This is a genomic window from Pontiella sulfatireligans, from assembly GCF_900890705.1.
GTDB classification, from domain to species: Bacteria; Verrucomicrobiota; Kiritimatiellia; order Kiritimatiellales; family Pontiellaceae; genus Pontiella; species Pontiella sulfatireligans.
Genome location: NZ_CAAHFH010000002.1, coordinates 2,029,031 through 2,050,836 on the forward strand (window position 1 = coordinate 2,029,031; position 21,806 = coordinate 2,050,836).

Genomic DNA, 21,806 nt, shown 5'->3' on the forward strand with positions numbered 1-21,806 from the left:
TTTGCGTCATTCAGGAATGGCATAATTGCCGCTTCGCGGCCGACGGTTGAGCTTTGCTCTCACTTCGTGTTACGCCAGCCCCGCTTCGAGTCTGTCATCTAATTGTCCTGTCCAGATTTTCAGTAGAAACTTCCTGTGACCACAGGAATATTTAAAACGCCATAGCTGTCTAAATGAAAACGCTCGACTTAACGACGGGGTTCTTTGCCGGAGAGGGGAGGCTTGTCCTTCGCCGGATGCGACGACGCGAAGCGAAGCTGGAGAAACGACAGCAACAGCCAAGAGCTGGAAGGGAGCGCGGCGCTTCTTTTCCGTTAACCTCTGGAAGGGGGAACGGGGGAAGTCCCGTTGCCAGAAAGTGAAGCAACCGAAATGTTATAGGTAACAAAGAAGTTGTTGCGTAGAGGGTTGGATGCTAACAATTTGGCTAGGTTTTAGGGGGGCTGGTGCTTTAAGGACTTGGGGTGGAGTGAATGTGGTTTGTTCAATGACAGAGCTATAAAAGAGGGATAGATGAAAAAAACCCGCAAAAAAAAGTTGCATGTGAACGGTGCCAAACATACTTTGTGTACGTTCGCAAATAGGCCGTAGCTATGCCGAGGGAGGCCGGCTGCATGAAGAGTGTCCGTCGTGGGCGGCTGAATTGAGGAGAACATGAGATGAAAAAGTTAGCGATAATGATGTCGATGGTGTTGGTGGCAGGTATGGCCAATGCTTTGAGTTTCTATACAACGGACTTCACAACGGCCGATGGCATGTCGAACGACCTGCTGAGTGCTCAGGCCCAATGGGAAGCCCAAAGTGGGTATGTAGTTACCGATGCCGAGGGTGACGGCATATTGATTTCGACCAACGACTGGGGCCGCGCAAAGCTTTGGCCGTCGCTCGTTATGACATCCGAACTGCTAGAGACCAACAAGGTGGTTATCACAACCGATTTCTGGTACGGAAACCATGATGCGAGCCATGGCGGGACAGCGGCAAAAATCGGAATCTCGGATACTGCCGAGAACACGGGCGGAGATATTGTCCAAGTTGGGTCGGAGCTCAAGACGTTCAATAACGGCGTGAACTGGGCCGGTTGGTACGATTTAAATAATTTTCAGGGCACAAACTCGTGGATCCGCTGGACGGCCGAGATCGTAAAATCCACAGTTGTGGGTGAGTTCAGTGTTAAATCCAGCTTCTCCAACCTGACGGAAAGCGTGATAATTAAGGACAATGTCCTAATCACCGTGGTTAATTCGAACGCCTACAATGCTGCCAAAGTCAATGTGGGAATCCGCACAGGTAATGTCGGAGGAGTGAAGGAGACTAAGTGGGATAACTTCAAAGTGGAAATCTTTGAAAAGCCCCTTGAAAGTGTCATTTGGGAAGACGATTTCAATGACTTGGCCGATGGGGCGAGTGTTCAGTACCGTGGCAATTGGGAACTTCTTGGAAACAACGAAAAGTGGATGGGCTACAATGGCTATGCTATGCAACGTCCTGGGTTCTCTACCAATAAGACCGGTGCGAGTTGGGGCGGTGTCTATAACGAAACTCCAATTCAGCCGCTGGCGGGAGAGACCGTTGTTGTGGAGTTTGACTGGCGCGTGTTCACGGATGGTGACAAAAACAACAGTTATCTTGATTTCGGGATGCAAACGAATCTTTGGGATGGAATTTGGGCCAATCGTTTAAGTTCCTACGCCCAAAGTGATCACACACCGATGTCGTTCCGCATGGAGCAACGCTTCGGGGGAGGATTCCGTCCGGTGTTCTATGAAACCACGAATGCCGTCTATCTTAGCACTTGGGATGATGCCCTGTTCGGCATTGGTCCGGCAGGAGGCGATAATACCAGTGATACGATGCGTGTGACTTACACGCTGGAAAAAACCACCACGGAAAATATTTGGTATATCGACCTGTCAGTCTCGAATAAGAGCACGGGAGCAACAGCATCCATCGATGAAATTAAGGTCGATAATGCCACTTGGTATAATTTACAAAACCACTATTTCTACGGTTCTTCATTCAACGATTTGGCCGACGGAACAGAAGGTAACGAATACGATAACTTTGTCGTCAGCATGCGTTCGCAGGATCCGGCTGATGCACTGCCTGCAGGCGTGATCATTGATGAAGATTTCAATGACTTGGTTGATGGTGCATTCTTGGATTCCGATCGCGAATGGGATCCTCTGAATTCTACCGGGGATCATTTTGTTACGACCAACGGCGTTGCCACGTGCTGGCCATCTGAGGGGCTAGGCTACAACTGGCGCGGTGAAATGAACACCTTCAGCACCATTACGGATGTTGAGGTCGGTGATACGATCGAAATTGACTTCGATACGCAGCTCTATTTGCGCAAAGGCCTCATTAACAAGACCATGCTGGATGTGTTGCTGTCAACGAACTACGTGAATGCCGGTATGGCGTACAATAGTGATCACGCTATGGGTATCCGTTTTGACGAGAAAGCGGCTGGTGATCTTCGTATTGAAACCTACAAAGACAGCATTGCTGCAGACGATGTTCTTACATCGCTCACAAATCTGGGTACGGTTGCGGTTTCAGGCGCAACGACTACCGAGTGGTGTCATGTCACGTATACGCTTGAAAAATCTGCTACAGCGGACGAATGGATTACAGATGTAACCATCTCTAATACGGTCAGTGGATTCTCCACGGGTGTGTCGGATGTCAGCTTCACGCAGGCTGCTACCTACAATGCCGATGAACTGTTCTTTGCATTCTACGGTGCGTCCAACTATGATAGCACCAATGGCGTTTCAGTCGACAACCTGCTGGTTAAGCACATTGTTCCGGCGCTGGATGGTTATGATCTCTGGGCGGAAAATAACGGTGTAACCGATCCGGCTGGCCATAATGACGCCGACGGCATCAACAACTGGGGCGAATGGGTGCTTAACGGCGATCCGAACCTCACATCCGATGTTGGTGTTGTACCGGTGATCGCTGGCACGGACTATATGTTCTCCGTGCGTAATGATCCGGCAGTAGGATATGCCCTTATGACGACGGAAGATCTTGTGACTGGTACGTGGATTACTGGCGGAGTGACGGTTGTTGCCCTTGATGATTTCGAAATGAGCGAGATTTCAGAAACGGTGACAGACTCCGGATCAGGCAAAATATTCGTGAAGCTGTATCTCGAACAGCAGGACTAACCTTTCAGATATTGGAAGTTAGGAAAAACCCCGCCTTTGTGCGGGGTTTTTTTGTGGCGGGATGCGGGCGGGGCCTATGCATTTTCTTTTTGTTCTGATAGGGAATGTTTTCCCTTTTTAGTGAACATAGTGGCAACGATAACAATTGAAGGCATTAATCAGTTGAGTGGTTGGTTGTTAAGGCGATAATAATTAAGCTATGAAGGGTTTGTTTCATATAACCCTCATAATGCTTCTATTTTAGAGGGTCGGAGTATTTGAGATGAACTTAGGTTGCCCTGTTCTTTTGGCAGGTTTTTTTTTGAGGCATTCGCTTTACAATCTTCAAATAAAAGTTTACGTTAACATATGTAAATCGGAAAAGGCGCATGGGTTCTGACGGGCAGGGCTGGTGCTTAAAATGCCCTGTTTGGGGGCTGCCGAAAATGAGAGGATAATATGATGAAAAAAGTATTATTAGTGGCGTTGTGCGCGGTGGCGTCGGTGTTGCCATCGCAAGCGACTGAAATCATGAATGAGGATTTCAGCGGATATTCGGATGGAGACATCAATAGCGTGAGCGGCTGGGTTGCTTCAACCGCCGGCAAGACCAACGAGGTGGTAAGCGGAGAGTTGATGCTGGCCACAACGGGCGACCGGATCGTGTTTTCCGGTGCGGGCACGAGTCTGGCGGTTGGCGAGAGGCTTGAAGTCACGCTGGATTATCGCGTGAGCATCCCCAGCACCCGTAACCACTATCAAGGTTTCGGATTTGGTATTCAGGACAACGGTATCGCCACGGCAACGAATAATGCCCAACTCCTGAACGCTTATGTATTTATGTTCGGGTTGGAGCCTCAAAACCGCTACAGCGGCCAGGTGAACTTTTTCCCGGACAACCAGCAGTGGGCTGGTCCTGGAACCTACGTAATGATGGCTGAAGCGGACTGCGGAATGAATCCGTTTGGATACTACACCAACGAGGCACCGTATGACAGTGCGGCATACATCGATGCCGGTTCCGATGTGCTTCGCTCCGTCTACACGATCACCAAATCGCATGTTGCCAACGAGTTCAACGTTGCTGTGTCCACGAGTAACCTGACATCAGGTGCGTATTACACGGGTTCGGATAGCGGCATCGTGCGTCCCGATGTATGGGCAAGCTCCGATCTTTCGCTCACCATTCACAGTGCATGGCAAATCACCAACTATATCCAGAACGTGAAAATGGAAAAACTGGATGTGGTTATTGCCGCTCCGACATCCGTTTCCGCACTGGGACTCGATGGCGAGGTTACCTTGGGCTGGGATGTCATGCCGGGTGCAACGCAATATGACGTATACAGAACCGAGATCCCCGGAGACTACACAGGGGTAACGCCTGTCACGGTTGACACGGAAAGCCATCTTGACGACACCGTTTCGAACGGGACGACCTATTATTACTCCATTGTGGCGAAATTTGCCGGTGGAGACTCCGTCAAGTCGGATGAGGTTTCGGTGACTCCGAAAAAGGTTTACGTCGACGAGTCGGTGTACGCAACTGCAGACTTCGAAGCCCTCTCGCTCGGCGATTTGGCCGCCAATGCAGAATGGGGCGAGATTTCTGGAAGCAGCAACAATGCTTTTGCCGTAATCGACGAAGGCGGCACCAACAAGGCGGACACGGTGTCCACAGTAGCTGACTTCGACCCGGTCGTCGGCAACGCCGTTTATCTGGATCGCCTCATGCAGAATGCCGCAGACGATGTGGTTGAAGGCTCCTTCGATGTGGTCATCAGCGCGACCGAAGCGGTTGGCACGTCCAACCCGAACGTGGGACCGGGTTTTGCCGATTTCGTGAACTGGGGCGTCATGGAGTTTGGCCTGACTTCCGGCACCACGGATGCACTTGCAGCAGAAAAAGACATGATGGCCATGTTCCATATCAAGGTGCGCTCCAACGGCAAGATTGTCGTCCTGTTCGGTACCGGAACAAATGCGAACGACGACAATTCGAACCGCTTGGCGGACATCGGCAAGGCCAACGCCGGTTGGAATCCAAAGGATGATGCATGGGACTATGTGGCAGGATCCGCCGCCGATCTGGAAACCGATCCGTTGCGTATTGCCTGGAAAATCCGCAAAACCCGCGAAGTTGGCGTCTACCAGGCGTGGGCATCCATCACCAACCTGACGAGCGGCTGGTCTTCCAGCGACGAAACCTCCGTGAAGATTGAATACGAACTCAAGGATTCCCAGGATATGTACGACGCTCCGGCCGCCATATTCGCCATGGGCCATTCCCAGGCCGCGAACGACGGCACGCTGGTGAGTATCATCAATGCCACAGTCGATGAAGTTAACGTGTTGCATTCGGCTGGTAACCTTCCTGTAGTGGAAGCGCCTTTCGTCACGAGTGTTATTTCCGGCGACCGCGAAGTTTCTATCGAGTGGGAACCGGTGCTGGACGCATTGGGCGGATACACCCTTACCGTGGAAACACCGAACAGTGAGGCATATGTTGTGGCAGAAAAAACCAACATTACTTCGATCACCGATGCTCCGCGTTGGAATGGTGTTGAGAATACCTACATGCTGACGGCAAACTTCGATTCAGACTTGGCTCCGAATACCGCCAGCACAAACTTTGTTGCGGCTCCTGTCGCTTTGGAGCCGGTTTATTCGATTAACAATCCCGACTGGGCTGATTCGGATATCGACTGGATCCAAACCGGGATCGCAGCGGTCAGCAACACAATGAGCTATATCGATGCCATGACTACGCCGTTTTACGCCAACGGAGTGGATGGCTATACCGGACCCACGATCTACGGATTGCACCAGTGTAAGGATCCTACCTTGCAGGTTCGCCGTGACGAACTGCGTATCAACTTCTGGGGTGGTGCCGCCGTCTGGAGCTTTGGTCCTTATGCATCGACGCTGGCCTTCGTCAAGGTTGAAGACATGGGATATGGAGCGGTCACGACCTTCGATGCCGATGCTAGCGCGCTTTACATCAAGGTGCGTTTGGCCGACTACTCAAACGGAAATACCGGTCAGGCTGATGCCCATATGCGCCTGGCCATCCGCAATGGAACGGATTGGTATGTGTCCGATGAAAACAATATGTTTGAGGCGCCGCATACGGACGATGAGATTATCCTCGTTGGCGACGTGGCCGCCGCTGGATGGAGCCCGCTCGCGGTTGCTGCCGCGACCCAGATGGACTACGTGTCGAATTCCGTGCCGGATACCAGCATATTCACGGATATCAACGCGATCGGGTTCTATTCCGACCGTCACTTCAACTCCAGTATTCGCGAGATGGAAATCAAGGTCTCCGGTGCGCTGGACTCGTACGACTATTGGGCGGATAACGCCGGGCTCGTCAGCTCCAACTCGGCGGCAGGACTCGATCCGGACATGGACGGCATCATCAACGAGCAGGAATATGCTTATGGCGGCGATCCTCTGGTTGCGGATACAGCGGTTCTTCCGGTAATGGATATGACGGTTGTGGCGGATCCAGATACGGCTGAAGACGCCATTACGTATGTTTATTATAAGCAGCGTGATCCGGTCTCCGGCCTTACGTATACGCTGAAGACGACGGATAATCTGGTATTCGGCCCCTGGTCGGATACGGGCTACACAGCCGTTGAGACGGATGTTGACTATTACTGGACGGTGGTGACGAATTATATTCCGAATGCTGCTGACCGGACCTTCATCAAGGTGGACGTTGACTAAACGCTCGCTGAGTTGTTCATAAGTATATTGGAAAACCCCGCCTCGGGCGGGGTTTTTCAGCATCTATGCAAAAAAAATATCCAATGGTTGGGAGGTCAAATATGAGAGTAAAAGCAACTATTTCCATGATAACCCTTCTTGTTTCTCCGGCGTTTGCCACGCCGGTGCTGGACATTGAGTTTTCGGCTACGGGGGGATTCAGCGACGGAGCTCCGATTAATGGAATTCAGGGCTTCAATGCGCAGGAAGCTTGGTTGGCTGCCGATACGGCAGGTGATGGCTATGCCACGATGGCCGGCGGGTGGTCTCGGGCCCGCAACTATGCCAGCTTCTCTCTCGATGTCGGTGCTTCGGTGCAGATTGAGAGCACGTTTCGCCTCTCGACAACCAATGGCTGGCCGAATTCCGATGTTTACTATTTCGGCTTTGCAATCAATACCGAACATTCGGGCGGCAACACGCCGTCGATCGGCTCGAAGATCCACTCCAACGGCGACGGCAGCTACTGGTTCGGCAGCTCAGAGCCAAGCCAGCGCATCGACGTTCCAGCCGTGGCCTCCAGCGATTGGATCAAGTTTACGCAGACGATCACCCGCAGCGGTGTCTCCAACGAATTTGTCGGAACCGTATCCGCCACCAACCTAACGGCCGGCTCTGATCTCGGCAGCAGCTCCAGCGCCTGGACGCAATCGACGGCGGACGGATCGTGGGGCGGTATCATGAACGCCAGCTTTCGCGGCGTGAGCGCGACGGGCGTCACGCTGGATCTCGACCGCTGGGTCGTCACAACTGTAGCTCCTCCGATTTCTGTCGTTTTAAACGTGGATGCCACGCGCACCCGCTCGATTGGCGGGATTACGGCGCTCGACCGCGAAACCTGGTTCGGCGTCTATCATGAAGCCGGCTATGGAACGCGTACGGTTGACGGCAAGAAAATCGATGAATGGATCAATGAAGAGGGAAACATGTGGCCGTCGCGCGGTACGATCGGCTACGGCCAGTTTCCTGAAGATCCCGCGCGCGACTCGTTCATCGATCCGGCTGCGATTTCCAACTACACCGGCCAGCTGTCCCGCTATGTGACGGCCAAGGGATACGACCCGGACCACAAGACCGTTTTTTCCGGCCGTGGTCACGGAGACTATCCGGATTACATGTGCTGGCCGACCAACATGACGCACAATGTGCCGACGGTTTCCAACCACGTTGCGCATGGCGAAGCGGTGGTGCGCGTTTTCGACCGCATCGAGGAGTTGGGCGGCCTGCGGCCCAAGTGGTACGAGGTCACCAACGAAAGCTCGATCCAGAGCAACTTTGGCTGGTTCTGGGATTCCGACGCGTGGGACAAGCTTTCCGAATACCACAATGCGGTGGCTGACGCGATGAACGCGTCGGTCTACTCCAATTCCGTAAAGGTGGCCGGTTCGACCGATGCCTATCCGTTCCGCGACGACAAGGATGGCGACTTTTCCCCGTGGGAAGGCGGCAACAAAAAGTTTGTGCACCAAACCGGCGACAAGATGGGCGCCTATGCGATGCACACCTACGAGCAGATGAACGGCGGAACCAGCTATGACGACTATCTCGAACGGTTTGAAATCTGGCATCTGGGCCGCCTTCCTTCTTTCCTCGACCTGTGGGAAAACGAGCAGGTCAACACCTGGGGCGAAACCAAGCCGTTTGTCTTTTCGGAATACGGCCTGCTGAACAACAGTGCCGGCGACACCAATGCCTTTTACCAGCTGCGCAGCTGCAACGGCATCCTGCTCTCCCTGCTCGACCGTCCGGACGTGGTCGATAAGATGAGCGCCTTCCTGATGTCGTGGGCGCCCTACAATTGGAATCAAAAGCGGGTCTTCTTTGCCTCCGATGACAACGGCACCAATATTTATAAAACCAGCTACTTTGAATACCTGCGCTTCTGGCGCAATCTTGAAGGCGACTATCTCTTTTCCGATGCCGACTCGCCGCATCTTTTGCAGCGTGCCTTCAACTCGGGCGGCACCAACCTGTTTGTGGTGATGCAGAATAACTATAAAGAATCCTATCAGGTCGATGTGCAAGCCGCCTTGCCTGCTGGCGCAACGTTGATGTCGGCTGAGATGCAGCGGCTTTATCTGGGGAACAACGATGTTGCGCGCGATCCGTTCGCGCCGGCCGATATCCACAGCGTACTCATCGGACCTGACGAAACCGTAATGCTCAAACTGGCGTTGTCCGGCATGCCGTCGCTGCCGGTTTGGGAGGAGTCGAACCACTATGGCGACCGCACCCTTGTGCCGATGCAGACCGGGGTGGGGGAAGACTTCGCCATTGAGCTGCCTTCCGCTGCCGGCAAAACCCACAGCGCCGGTTGGGTGAACCTCGGGCTCTATGCCTTTAGCGGCTTCAGCAACGGCCTGCAATCCGTTTCCGTCAATGGAACGGCATTGTCCGATCTGCCCGACCTTTCCTACACCGACGGCGCGCCGCGCCACTGGGCCAAGGTTTCGCTGCGCATTCCCGAAGGCGTTTTGCTTGACGGTTCCAACACCGTAACCATCGTGCCGGCTGAAGGGGAGGCGTTGATGAAGATTACCTCCGTCCGCCTCACGGCGGAAGACGCCAGCGATGCCGTGTTGAATTCCGACCGCGACCTCGACGGCATGACCGACGCGTGGGAAATTGCCAACGGCTTTAATCCGTCCGACTATACAGACGGAGCCATCGACTCCGACCTCGACGGCTACGACAACGCCGCCGAATATGTCTGCGGCACCGATCCGCATAATGACCAGGATTTCCTGTCGACGGCAGGAATTCCCGAGCTCGGCAGCGGCTTCAGGATTTCCTTCGAGTCGAAGTCGAACCGCCTTTACGCCATTGAGGCCACCGAAGACCTGCTGTCCGGTTGGGCCGATTTCACCAACGGCGTGTCCGGCACCGGAACCCTGATTGAAATGGTCGATAGCGACGGAGCCACCAACCGCTTCTACCGTGTCCGGGCCGAGGTGGAATAATGCATATCATGAAAAACCACAGTTCCGGATGTGGATTTGTTGGACAGGACGATTTTTAATTCAGAAACGACATTTCTAGTGTCAAGAGCTCTAATCTTCCTGTCCTTGTCTCGAAAGAAGCGTTCAGTTCCGTTGGAATGGTATAGATCCGGCAATTCTGGCACTGAAGCTGGAACCACGCTGGTTCGCCACTGAGCAAAAGGGCGGTAAGGGAGGCATCTTCGTTTCGGAGGCGGGCTCAAAGGCTTGGAAAGGGGCGGGTATTGTTGTAAACTGATAATTTCATGCGAAATTTTAAATTCCAGTCTAGAAGTCATGTGCGCAGTGCCGTTGCCGGGGTCTTGCTTTTTGCGGGAACTGCTGCGGCCGGGCCGGCGATTGAGAGCATTGCGGAAATCCGAAGCTTGCCCCCTGCCGAGGCGGCCAAGGGGTTGCCGGTGTCGATCGAGGCGCAGGTGCTTCGGGTGCAGCCCTCCCTGCTCGGGTTCTTCGCGTTTGACGGAAAGCATGGCTTGTACGTGGGGCGCTACCGAGGGAATTCTACGCCGAGGCCGCTTGAGTCTGGCGACATGGTTCGGATTGAGGGTTTTACTTCGGCGGGCGAGTTTATTCCAGACGTTTCAGCGGAGCGGGTGACCGTACTGGAATCGCGTCCGCTGCCGGAGGCCCGTCCGTTGCGCCTTGATGAAATCAATTCGGCAGGCATCGACTGCGACTGGGTTTCGGTCACCGGCCGGTTAACCTCCATGTTGATTGGCGGAAAAACTTTTCAGGCGATTGTATTGCAACTGGAAATGCATGGATTGATTGCCATGAGCATCCAGGTCCCTTATTCGGAAGAGGCGGAAAAGCAGCTGGCCGAAATCATGTTCAAGCAGGTGCGTTTCGATGCCGTGATCGGTTCCGTCTTCAACCGGCAGCGACAGCTGACGGGCCGGGTTCTTTATGTGAATTCCGTTGCGGACTTCAAACCGCTTCATGAGGAGGAGCCGGGGGCCGAGTTGCAGTCGGTGCCGATTCACTCGCTGATGCGCCTGGGAGTGGATCATCAGCAAGCGGTTCGAACACACGGGCGGGTGACTTATGCGGGGCCCCGGGAAATATTTTTAAGGGGTGAACAGGCGTGCCTGAAGGCGGCGGTGCTGGATGGAAGCGCGGTGGAAGTGGGGCAACGGGTGGAGCTGGAAGGGTTTACCGTGAGGGAGGCAGTCAGTCCGGGGTTTCGGGCGCGGTCGGTGTCGGTGTTGGAGCCGGCGGAATCCAACGGCGGACCGGAACCGCAGGCCGTTATTCTGGAGGCAGAGCTCGGGCCGGGGCTGAATTATGAATTGGTTAAAATCCAAGCCCGGCTGGTGGATGTGGGTAAAACGTTCGGGCTCTTGCCGAACGAGCTGGAGGGGCGGGGGCGGCTCAGCCTGCTGTGCCGCTCGGGGACACATTTGTTCGAGGCCAAGCTGCCGCCCGGAATGGAGGTTAGCGAACAGTTGAGGCCCGGGGCGCTGCTGGAGCTGACGGGCATCTGCCATCTGATTGAAAACCGGCGCATTCAGTGGCGGCTCTTTATTGACGGGCTTTGGCTGCAGCTGCGCAGCGAAGACGATCTGGTCGTGCTGCAGCCCGTCCCTTGGTGGACGACAAAACGGCTGTTGTGGATTTCCGGGGCGGCGCTGGGCATTGCCTCCCTGTTTTTGGTCTGGGTGGCGGCGCTGCGCAAGACGGTGGGGCGGCAGACGGCGGTGATCGGGAAGCAGATCAAGCGCGAGACCGTGCTGAACGAGCGCCAGCGGATTGCCCGCGAACTGCACGATACGCTCGAGCAGGGCCTGACCGCCTTGTCGATCCAGTTGAAAAACATTCTTCGCAAGATCGAAAAAAACCCGGCCTCGGCCGGGGCGTCGGTCGAGTTGGCGGAAAGCATGCTCCGCGTCTGCCGGGAGGAATCCCGCGCCTCGATTCACGATCTGCGCGGGGGCATTCTGGAAGAGATGGATCTGCAGGCCGCCATCGAGCATACGCTCGGGCCCTTGTTCGAAAACAGCACCGCCGTATTCGCCGTCGAGCGGGAGGGCGCACCGCTCCGGCTTACCCTTTTTGCAGAACACCATTTGCTGCGCATGGTGACTGAAGCGGCCAACAATGCCATTGCCCATGCCGCCCCCAAGACCTTTCGCGTTGAGCTGCGCTACAGCCCGAACGAGTTCCGGCTCGTTCTGGAGGACGACGGGTGCGGCTTCGACCCCGGCATCATACAGGGCACGGGCCGGTTCGGCGTGAGAGGAATGTACGAGCGGGCTAATCGGCTCCACGGCACGCTTGAAATTGAAAGCAAAGCGGGGCGAGGCACCAAGCTGCATTTGGCCGTGCCGGTTGCGGAGTTTATTAAGGAGGAAGATCATGAATAAGGCACTTACTGTTTTGGTGGTGGACGACAATGTCCTGCTGCGCATGGGGATTCTCGAGGCGCTTTCGGAGGAAGAGGATCTGCGGTCGGCCGGCGAAGCCGCCAACGGTGCCGCGGCGCTGGAAATGTTCCGCAAGCTCAAGCCCGATGTCGTAACGATGGATTACCGGATGCCCGGCGAGGATGGCGTTGAATGCTCTCGCAAAATTGTGGCCGAATTCCCGGACGCCAAGATCATTGTGCTTTCGGTGTATGAGGGTGAAGAGGACATCTGGCAGGCGTGGCAGGCGGGCGTCCGGGGATACCTTTCCAAGTCCGAGGCGGCCGGCAACGTGCTCGAAGCCATTCGGGTGGTCGGCGCTGGCGGAACCTATTTCCCGCCTGCAATCGCCGAACGGCTGGAGGCCCGGAAAGAGCAGGAAAACCTCACCGCCCGCGAGCTGGAAGTTCTCCGCCTAATTGTTGATGGTAACAGCAACAAGGAAATCATGGCTTCGCTCAATATTTCCGCTGGAACCGTCCGGCTTCATGTTTCCAATGTTTTATGTAAGCTGGGCGCCTCAGACCGGACCCAGGCAGCAATAACTGCAGTAAAGCAAGGGATTGTGCATCTGACGCGCTAATCCGGCCTCCGTTTCCTCCTAGACAGATGTCTAGCTATACAAAAGAACGCGCAGGCGTACTATATAAATGTTAACGGTCGCGTAAATAGTTTTCTGTATGTTGCAGGGGGCGCGTGGCCCGGAAGCGGAGGAGCAGGACATGAAAAAGATCATCGGAACCTTGATGCTGGCAGCTGGATTGGCTGTTGTTGCTCAGGGACAAACTATATTCGACAACACGGCGGGGAGTTACTCCGTCGGGAATCTCACCAATCAGAACAATTGGACTGCACTGCAGAATACTGAAACCAACGGTGTTCCTTTTCCTGTGGGCCAGTCAAACCAACTGGGTCAGGTTGCCTTTAATGTCGACAATGCCAGTTGGGTTGACACGGTAGGAACCGACAGTGATTTCCTGACGACGACCAACGGCAGCTTTGTATACTTGAACGAAGCTTCCGCCGGCAATGCCGACGACCAGGTCTGGACAACAACTATGGATTTCAATTTTTCCATTCCCGATGGCGGCGCTGCCGGCATCGCCATGCCGAACGCGGAGTTTTTCTATGTGGGTCTTACCGCTTCCACCACAAACGGGTTGAGCGAATTTGATCGGAACGACCTTTGTTTTGTATTACGTACCCGTGCGGAAAACGGACGTCTGGATGTGAATTTCCAGTCGGGCGACCAATCCGATAAACGTATCCTGCAGATCAAGCCGGAAAACATCGGCTGGGCTCCGGAAGCAGTCATGGATGACGGCACTGCGGTTACTGCAGACTATCAGACCGATGATTTACGTCTTATCATGACGACCCGCAAAACCCGCAATGCCGACACCTATACTGCATCGGCAATTATCACCAATCTGAACACCGGCTTCAGTTTTAACGGTCTGGAACTTGTCGGACCGACAACGAACAGAGTAGTGGAATCATCCTATTCTACGAATTTCTACAACGCCGCTGATGTTAAGGTTGCGCACGGACGCTCTTCGCAGGCATATAATGATCAGATCGGTGGTTTGATCGATATCGATATCGATGCGCTCAGCGTCGTGACCTCATCCGTTCCTCCTGCAATCACCGCGCCTTCAGGCGTAGCCGCATCGCCGTACGATGCGCAGGTGACATTCAGCTGGGACTCTGTTGCAGAAGCCGGCAGCTACGATGTATTCCGCTCCGAAACCAGCGATTCTTACGGTGCTGCGTTGACCAATGTGACCGGAACGTCGCTGCTGGATACTACGGTAGTGAACGACACCACATATTACTATGTTGTACAGTCGGTCTTCCCCGGACTTTCCAATTCCACCAACTCGCTGGAAGCATCTGGTACGCCGCAGGCCATCTTCACGGGTACGCTGGTTGATACCAACTTTATCGGCTATGCCAACGCAGACCTGGCAGGCCAAGAGGGCTGGAAGCAGGTTTTGGGCAGTTCCAACAATGCGTTCAACGTCATCAATTCCGGAACCTCAGATTCTGCAATTGACACCGTCAGCACCGCCGCCAACTTCAGCACGAATACCGGCAACGCCGTCTATCTCGACAAGTTGATGGACAACTTGAAGAATGATGCCTGGGAAGGCTCTATCGACTTCGTGGTGTCCGCAGAGGCATCGTCTGGTACGAATGTGGCGCTTATTTCAAACCAGTCCGTGCTGGCCTTCGGTGTCACTTCCGACAAGGATGCTCCATTGATCCTCAGCGGCGGAGCCAACGATCAAATGGCGCTGATGAGCTTGCTGGTGCGTGCGAATGGTAAGCTGGTTGCGTTGTTCGGCGAGGATGGCAACGATGCAGACGATACGCGTCTGGCAGTGCTGATCGGCAACACGGAAACCGGTTGGGATCCCGATAATCCGGCGGCGCCGGACTTGGTGTCCGATCCCATTCGATATAGCTGGAAAATCCGGAAGACCACCGTTGACGGAGAGTACCAGGCAACAGCCACACTATCGAACCTGGTTAGCGGTGCTTTCGGTGATATGCAGACGATTGTCCCCTATTCGCTCAAAACCAAGCAAACCATGTATGACAGCCCTGCCTCCAACTTTGCCATGGGCCATTATTACAAGGCGAAGCTCGCCGCAGATACGGAGCTGGTTAATGTGACGATTCAGGACATGAACGTGACGCACACCGCAGACAACCTTCCGGAAATCTCAGCTCCAGGTAATGTTGATACCATCGGCGGCGACCGCAGTGTGTCGATCACCTGGGATGTGGCCTATGAAGCGGACGACTATGACGTGCTGTTTGCTGAAACATCGGGAGGCGACCAGATTACAGTTGCCGGCGGCTTGACCGCCCTGACTTATTTGGATTCACCGCGTTTCAATGGCGTACCGGGCTATTACACGGTTCGGGCTAACTTCCCGTCCGACTCCGACGATTCGGAAGAAAAGGAAGGAACGCCGATTGCCTTGATCACGCAAATCAATATCGATGGCCTAGGCTCCGATTCGACGCTGATCAGTTCTTCAGTGAATCTGGACCAGACCACAGGATTGCAGACCAATGTGGGCAACGAGGTTACCTACATTGATTACTCGTCCACGCCGTTTGTTACATCGAGCATGGGTGGCTGGTCGGCTGCGCCGATGTATGGCCTCTCGCAGGTGAATACGATCGAACCCGATATCACGAGCGCGAAAGGAACCACCGGCTACCGGATTCGCCAAGGAGGAGCTCAGGTAATTAACGGAACGCAGAGCGATCACTTCGAGTTCACCACGGCCGGCACTCAGGCCGAGGCGCTTTGGTATGTGAAGTCAACCGACTTTGCCGAGCCTTCCGCTAGCATTGACCTGACCGTAGATACGCATACGGTTGTCTTTGCCAATCAGATCAGTGCAAACGACAAACCGCACCGTATCGCCATCCGTAATGGCGACACATGGTATGTGAGTCAGACGCATTTGCTCAGCGGTACGCTGGCAGCGCCAGACCAAACGACGATTGCAAACCTGTATGCTGATGCGTGGGCAGAGGTCACCATTACACCTGGCACTTGGTTCACGGATCCGGGGACCTTTGATACCAGCAACAATGACTCTTTCACGAATGTGAATGCCATCGGTTGGTTCTGCGTCGGTATCACAAAATGGAAGCCGTACCAGTTGATCTATTCTTCTTCGGGCTCCATTCCGTCGTATGAATACTGGGCCGGCAACAACGGTCTGACCAACGGAATCGACGGCGCGACCGACGATCCGGACGGCGACGGCAAGGACAATGCCTGGGAGTATGGCCTCGGCGGCGATCCGCTGGACGGAAACGATGTCGGAGCCCTGCAGGTGTTCGCTGAAGAGGGCGGTGGATTCAGTTACGTGCATAACGAACTGCGCGATCCGAATAGTGGCATCACCTATACGGTGGAAACGACCGATGACCTGGTTATCGGCACGCTGGGAACCAATACCTCGGTTGCCGGCACGGCAAACATTGATTACTACTGGAAATCAGTCACGAACTCCATCCCGGCCGATTTGGACGCGAAGTTTATTCAGCTGCAGGTTGAGTAGTAATGTACAGCATTCCCTGCACCGCCCGCGGTGCAGGGGCATGCCGCATCCGCCGGCGTTTATTGATGATCCCGCCGGGTTTTAGATGAAAAACAGAAAAGAGGGCCCTTTTGTACTGCAAAAGGGCTTTCTTTGGATCAAGCCCCGCTTGCGGGGAACAAGTGTGCGGCTCGGATCTCCTCGAAATGTTTACGTAAACAATGGCTCTTGCTAATGGGGGTTCGGCGGGCTAATTTTACAGCTAATCAGGTTAAATAGACCCTCGACCTATTCCTCCCTTTGTAGGGAGCGAATGATAGGTCGCGTGAAGGGGTGCGAGATTTTTAAAACGGCCAGTTTGGAGCTAGAATGAAAATTGAACTGCGGACATTAATTTTATGCCTTGTTGGATGGTCGTTGTCATCACCGGCAGCGGTGATCTGGGGCGAGGATTTCTCGGGTGCGACGCTTTCTGATACATCCGGCAACAACGAAGCTCTTGCGGGCACGGTGATTGAGACGGCCAACGCGGCTTCGTGCATTGTTGTTGATTCATCAACCGATCCGGCAGCGGCGGAGGCCTTTACGCTGGCTTCGGGGAACTTTATTCGCCTTTCGGTCGAGAGCAACAACTATGCTGCGGTTCGCAGCGTTGCCAACCCAATCACCTTCCCTGCGGTTGACGACACGGACACCGTGACTATGACGGCCGACATCTATCTCCCGAGCAATACCGTTCTTCCCGTTTTTAAGTTCAATCCTCGCCTTGAGACCAGCGGTGCTGCCGGCAACGGTGCAACCTTTGGAGATTCAGCCGTGACGGCAACGGGCCAATACACGATTACCTATACGGATACGGTGGCGAACTTTAAAAATCCGAACTCGACCGGTGATGCGGATACGGCCTATCCCTTCCTTTTCATTGAACAGCTCGACGGTACAAGTTTCGGTGCCGTCGCTGCGGCTGATTTCATGTACATGGACAACATCAGGCTGGAGATCGTATCGCCGGCCGATCCGCTTCCGCCGTTGAACAGTGCATATTTCAGCGCGCTGAAAGCCGGAACTGTTTTTTCCACGCCGCTGGTTAAGTGGCAGCAGTTTGGTCCCGGCATGTCGGGCTACATCGACAAGTTTTGGATTAACAACGGCGATCCGAATGCGATGTATACCCAGTTGGATATGGGCAACGGGCATGTCACCCTGAACCGGGGCGAATACTGGACCAGCTATAAAGAGATTGATGGAAACGGTTTGCCCGGCGGCGTTACCGGCATCGAGTTTTCGTATCAGGATCCGGATTTTGGACTGATGATGGCCAAGGAGGGGATCTATAAAACGACCAATCGCGGCCGCAGCTGGGATTTCCTGGTGGATATATTCCCGAACCCCAACTCTCAGATGAACAGCGTGATGACGGTGGATCCGAATAACGACAATGTGTGGTATATCGGGGCCGGCCAGCACTGGATGATTAAAGATACGCATTTCACCAAAAACGGGCTTTATTATTCCTCCGACGGCAACTATTCCGCCGGCTTTATCCTTAAGTCCACCAATAAGGGGCAGGCATGGACAAAGGTTCTTTTTCCGAACGGCGATGAAGATTTCAGCAAAATCATCGTGGACCCGCGCGACTCCGACGTTGTGTATGCGTCCACCCAGTATGGTGTTCACAAGAGCGAAGATGGCGGGATGAGCTGGGCTCTAGTGGAGGGGCATGCCCAATTGCCGCACAACCAGCCGCGCGACATGGGATTCTACTATGACGGTGCGAATGAATTCCTGCTCTACGTGCTGGAAGTGACTCATTATACGCCGAACGGCAACACCATCGACACCTCCGGCGGGGTCTACCGCAGTTCAGACGGCGGCACCAACTGGGTCAACCTAACCGGAAACCTCGGCATTGACATGAGCGTGATCGGCCCGAGCTCTTACGGGTACAGGGAAAAATATTTCTGGGCTATCGGCAAGTGGCTGGAGGAATCCACGGAGTATGCAAAAACAAACTTTCCCGCATTTCCGGCGAATACCTTCAGCCAGTTTACTCGTATCGCCGTGGATCCGACCGACAAGGACCGCATCTATCTCTCGCACAACTATAAGCACGACTATGCCTTTCCGCCCGGAAACATTTGGATGACCGATAACGGCGGGGCCAACTGGATCGCCGCCGCCCGCGAAGGGCCGTACTGGATCAATGAAGTGAATAAATCCTACTGGCAGTCTCGTGGCCAGCCGATGGGCATGAATGCGAATTTTGCCCATGTGGACCGGGAGCATCGCGAAAACGACAACACCCAGTCCGGCCCGCGCTTTGTGTTCTGCAACCCGCTTGGTGAGGTTTACACCTGTTTTGCCCAACAGGTGATGCGCTCAACCGATTATGGCGTCACCTGGAACCAGGTTGACGATGATGAGACGGCGCCCGGCAGCGGTCATTGGGTGGGTCGCGGCGACTGCAACCTGCCCGGCGAAACCTTCTGCCTGGATACGGGAACGCCGGGCACCTATCTCTGGGGCTGCGGCGAGCACGGACTTTGGCGCAACACGGATGACGGCGACCTCGTCTATCCCGGCGCCATTGCCGTTGAACAGCTCACCGGGCAAAGCATCTCGGACAACAGTCCGCTGTCGATATCAACCATCGCAACGGCTCCGCAGAATCCGGATCACGTTTACATGATTCCGTTCCGGCAGAACATGAAAGGCGAACTTCTCTTTTCAGCTGATGGGGGCGATGCATGGACAACGCTTTCCACACCAATCTCTTTTCCCAATGGAAACGATGTGCTCGATTCGCGTTCCCTTCTGATTGACCATCAGAATACAAACAATATCTATTTCTGCATTCCGTTTTCCGAGTGGGAACGATGGTCCGGGAATTTCGTTAACAACGGACGGAAGTTTGACGGGGATACGGAAGACTTCGGGCAGGGGATTTATAAGTCGACCGATGGCGGGGGCAGCTTCAGCATGATTACCAACGGCATTCCGGCCAACAGGAGTGTCTATCGCATGGCCATGGATCCGTTCAATCCGTTGATACTCTATGCCGCCCTCAATGAAACGCATAACAATGATCCCGGCGGGCTGTATAAAACGACGAACGGCGGAGCCAGCTGGAGCGCTGTAACAATTCCGTCGGGGATCCGGAGTGTGAATGATGTGGTTGCGCATCCGAACGGATATATTTACATCGCTTGCGGCGACTATAATGGCTCAACCGGCGGGGGCTATATCAGCCAAGATGGCGGCTTAACCTGGCATCTGCTGTTTGATATGCCATACCTGCGCCACTTTTCCCCCTCGCTTGCAGATCCCGATATTATTACCGTTAACGTTGATAAAAACACCACGGTCGGGCAACGGAATCCGGGGCTCTATGTAACGATTGATGGCGGCGCCAACTGGTTCAAGATCAACAGCAGCCACGGCCAGCCGGACGGCATCCGAAAAGTTGAACCGGATCCGTACGACAAGAATGTTCTATGGATGAGCAACCACGGAACGGGCTTTTTCCGGGCGGATATTTCTCCTTTGTTCACGGGAGAGCCGAACGAACCGCTCTATTGGGACTGGATGGAAGATTATGGCCAGACCGACCGCTTAGCGGATACGGATGAAGACGGCTTCGATGCCAATCAGGAATACATTGCCGGCACAGATCCGAGCATCACCGAAAGCTTTTTCCGAGTGGATCTGGCGCCCAATGAGGGAAGCGCGGGCCGCCTCGTATTCGATTCGGTGCTGAACCGGCTCTATTCGGTGGACATGACCGACGATCTCCTGTCCGGCTGGACGGAGTTCACCAACGGAGTTTCTGGCACGGGGGATCCGCTGGAAATCAGCGATAGCGAAATTTTCTCGAACCGCTTCTACCGCATCAATGTGGAAATGGAGTAGGGGACATGAAACAAATGGCACTTTCTTAAGGACTGTTTGCATGGATTTCTCAACAACTTGTCTCTGCGGGGAGCGCGGTACGGTTGGCGTACGGCCCGTTGGCTGCGGGCTCCGAAGAAACCGCCAAGAAGGCATCGAAATGCGTTGCATCGCAAGCGTTTTTCCTGCTATTTGGATGGGGTGGTCATGCTTAAGGAAGTGCCATCCGGAACATGAGAATAAGGGTTAAGAAAACGTCGTTTATTAATTGGTTGTCTGCTGCTAATCTCATGTTACACTGTAGGAAGTCAGAGTTTTAGGTTCCTTCATTAACCATTTCCCCAGTGACGGACGTGAGGTTTTTTGGACGGCAGCCGGTTGTAAAGTAGAGATGGAGAGAGTTGATGCTGAATAAAAAAGAAAAGGGAGTGGTCAAAGGGGCTCCAAGCGGTTTTGTGGTCAGCTTGCTGGTTCATGCTGCGGCTTTTTTGCTGGCTGGCATGCTCGTGGTGTTTAACGTGGTGAAGAAGGAGGAAAAAAAGTTTGTTCCTCCCAAAGCGGTCGAACGCCCGAAGATGAATCTGAAAAAACCGAAGGTGAAGGTTCGGAAAAGCTCCAAGCCCAAGCCCACTACGCGCATCGTAACCCGCGTCAAGCGCGCGAGCATGCCCGATATCCAACTTCCGGAAATGTCCGGCATGGGCGATGGGCTGGCCGGCGGGATCGGCGGCTTCGAAATCATGCCCGATTTGAGCCAAGTCAGCGTATTTGGCGGCAATCAAAGCATCGGCAACGATTTTGAAGGCCGGTTCTACGACCTCAAGCGGGACCGTCGCGGCGGCACCATTTCCATGGAGCAGGATCCATACATGACGATTGTGGGAAAGCTGGCGCGGGAAAAGATGAAAGAGTCGCTTCTCGGGCGGTATTACAGGGCGCCCAACAAGCTCTTTACCACCCATTTCATGATTCCGCCCATCACGTCGCCCATGGCTCCGGATGTCTACGGGTCGCCGGAAACGGCCAGCTTTTTCTTCTTGGTGAAATATACAGGAAAGCTGGTCTACAAGGATGACATCCGTTTTCGCTTCTGGGGGACGGGAGACGCCTATTGCGTGGTGACCGTGGATGACGAAACGGTGCTCATTAACGGCTGGGACGGTCGTTTGGATTATCTGACGCACTGGACGTCGCCGGAACCGGGGCAGTCAGATCAGTATTTCTGTGGGAATCAGCTAATGAAAGTAGGCGAATGGATTGATCTTAAAGCCGGTGAGCCGAAGGACATGAAAGTTATTTTCGGGGAATATACCGGCGGGCAAATGGGGATTATTCTTCTGGTGGAGGTCGAAGGCATGGAGTATCCGAAAAGCCGCCAAGGCGGGCCAATACTTCCTGCGTTTAAAACGGAAGAATTCTCGAGAGATATGCTGGAAGAAATTTATAAACTTCTGCCCGAAGGCGAATGCGTCCTTACCAACGGGCCGGTTTTCCGCGATTTTTAGAAGAGGGCAT

General features: G+C 54.2%; 8 protein-coding genes. All 8 read left to right on the forward strand.

Annotated elements, in window-relative coordinates:
• Positions 1-659 precede the first annotated feature (659 nt).
• Positions 660-3,179 carry a hypothetical protein gene (locus SCARR_RS21370; RefSeq protein ID WP_136063673.1) on the forward strand — a complete coding sequence of 840 codons (2,520 nt, stop codon included), beginning with the start codon at positions 660-662 and terminating at the stop codon, positions 3,177-3,179.
• 438 nt (positions 3,180-3,617) lie between these two features.
• On the forward strand, positions 3,618-6,893 hold the full coding sequence (locus SCARR_RS21375) for a fibronectin type III domain-containing protein (protein ID WP_136063674.1): 3,276 nt from the start codon (positions 3,618-3,620) through the stop codon (positions 6,891-6,893).
• 101 nt (positions 6,894-6,994) lie between these two features.
• Positions 6,995-9,892, forward strand: a complete 2,898-nt coding sequence (locus tag SCARR_RS21380) for a hypothetical protein (protein ID WP_136063675.1) — start codon at positions 6,995-6,997, stop codon at positions 9,890-9,892.
• Positions 9,893-10,176: 284 nt separating this feature from the next.
• The gene (locus SCARR_RS21385; protein ID WP_136063676.1) at positions 10,177-12,294 is read left to right on the forward strand and encodes a sensor histidine kinase; all 2,118 of its coding nucleotides are present in this window, start codon (positions 10,177-10,179) and stop codon (positions 12,292-12,294) included.
• On the forward strand, positions 12,287-12,916 hold the full coding sequence (locus SCARR_RS21390) for a response regulator (RefSeq protein ID WP_136063677.1): 630 nt from the start codon (positions 12,287-12,289) through the stop codon (positions 12,914-12,916). The genes SCARR_RS21385 and SCARR_RS21390 overlap by 8 nt, the downstream gene beginning before the upstream one ends.
• A gap of 139 nt (positions 12,917-13,055) precedes the next feature.
• Positions 13,056-16,424: a hypothetical protein gene (locus tag SCARR_RS21395; RefSeq protein WP_136063678.1), complete on the forward strand. Its 3,369-nt coding sequence runs from the start codon at positions 13,056-13,058 to the stop codon at positions 16,422-16,424.
• 348 nt (positions 16,425-16,772) lie between these two features.
• Positions 16,773-20,312 carry a beta propeller repeat protein gene (locus SCARR_RS21400; protein WP_136063679.1) on the forward strand — a complete coding sequence of 1,180 codons (3,540 nt, stop codon included), beginning with the start codon at positions 16,773-16,775 and terminating at the stop codon, positions 20,310-20,312.
• 383 nt (positions 20,313-20,695) lie between these two features.
• On the forward strand, positions 20,696-21,796 hold the full coding sequence (locus SCARR_RS21405; RefSeq protein WP_136063680.1) for a hypothetical protein: 1,101 nt from the start codon (positions 20,696-20,698) through the stop codon (positions 21,794-21,796).
• The last annotated feature ends 10 nt before the right edge of the window (positions 21,797-21,806 follow it).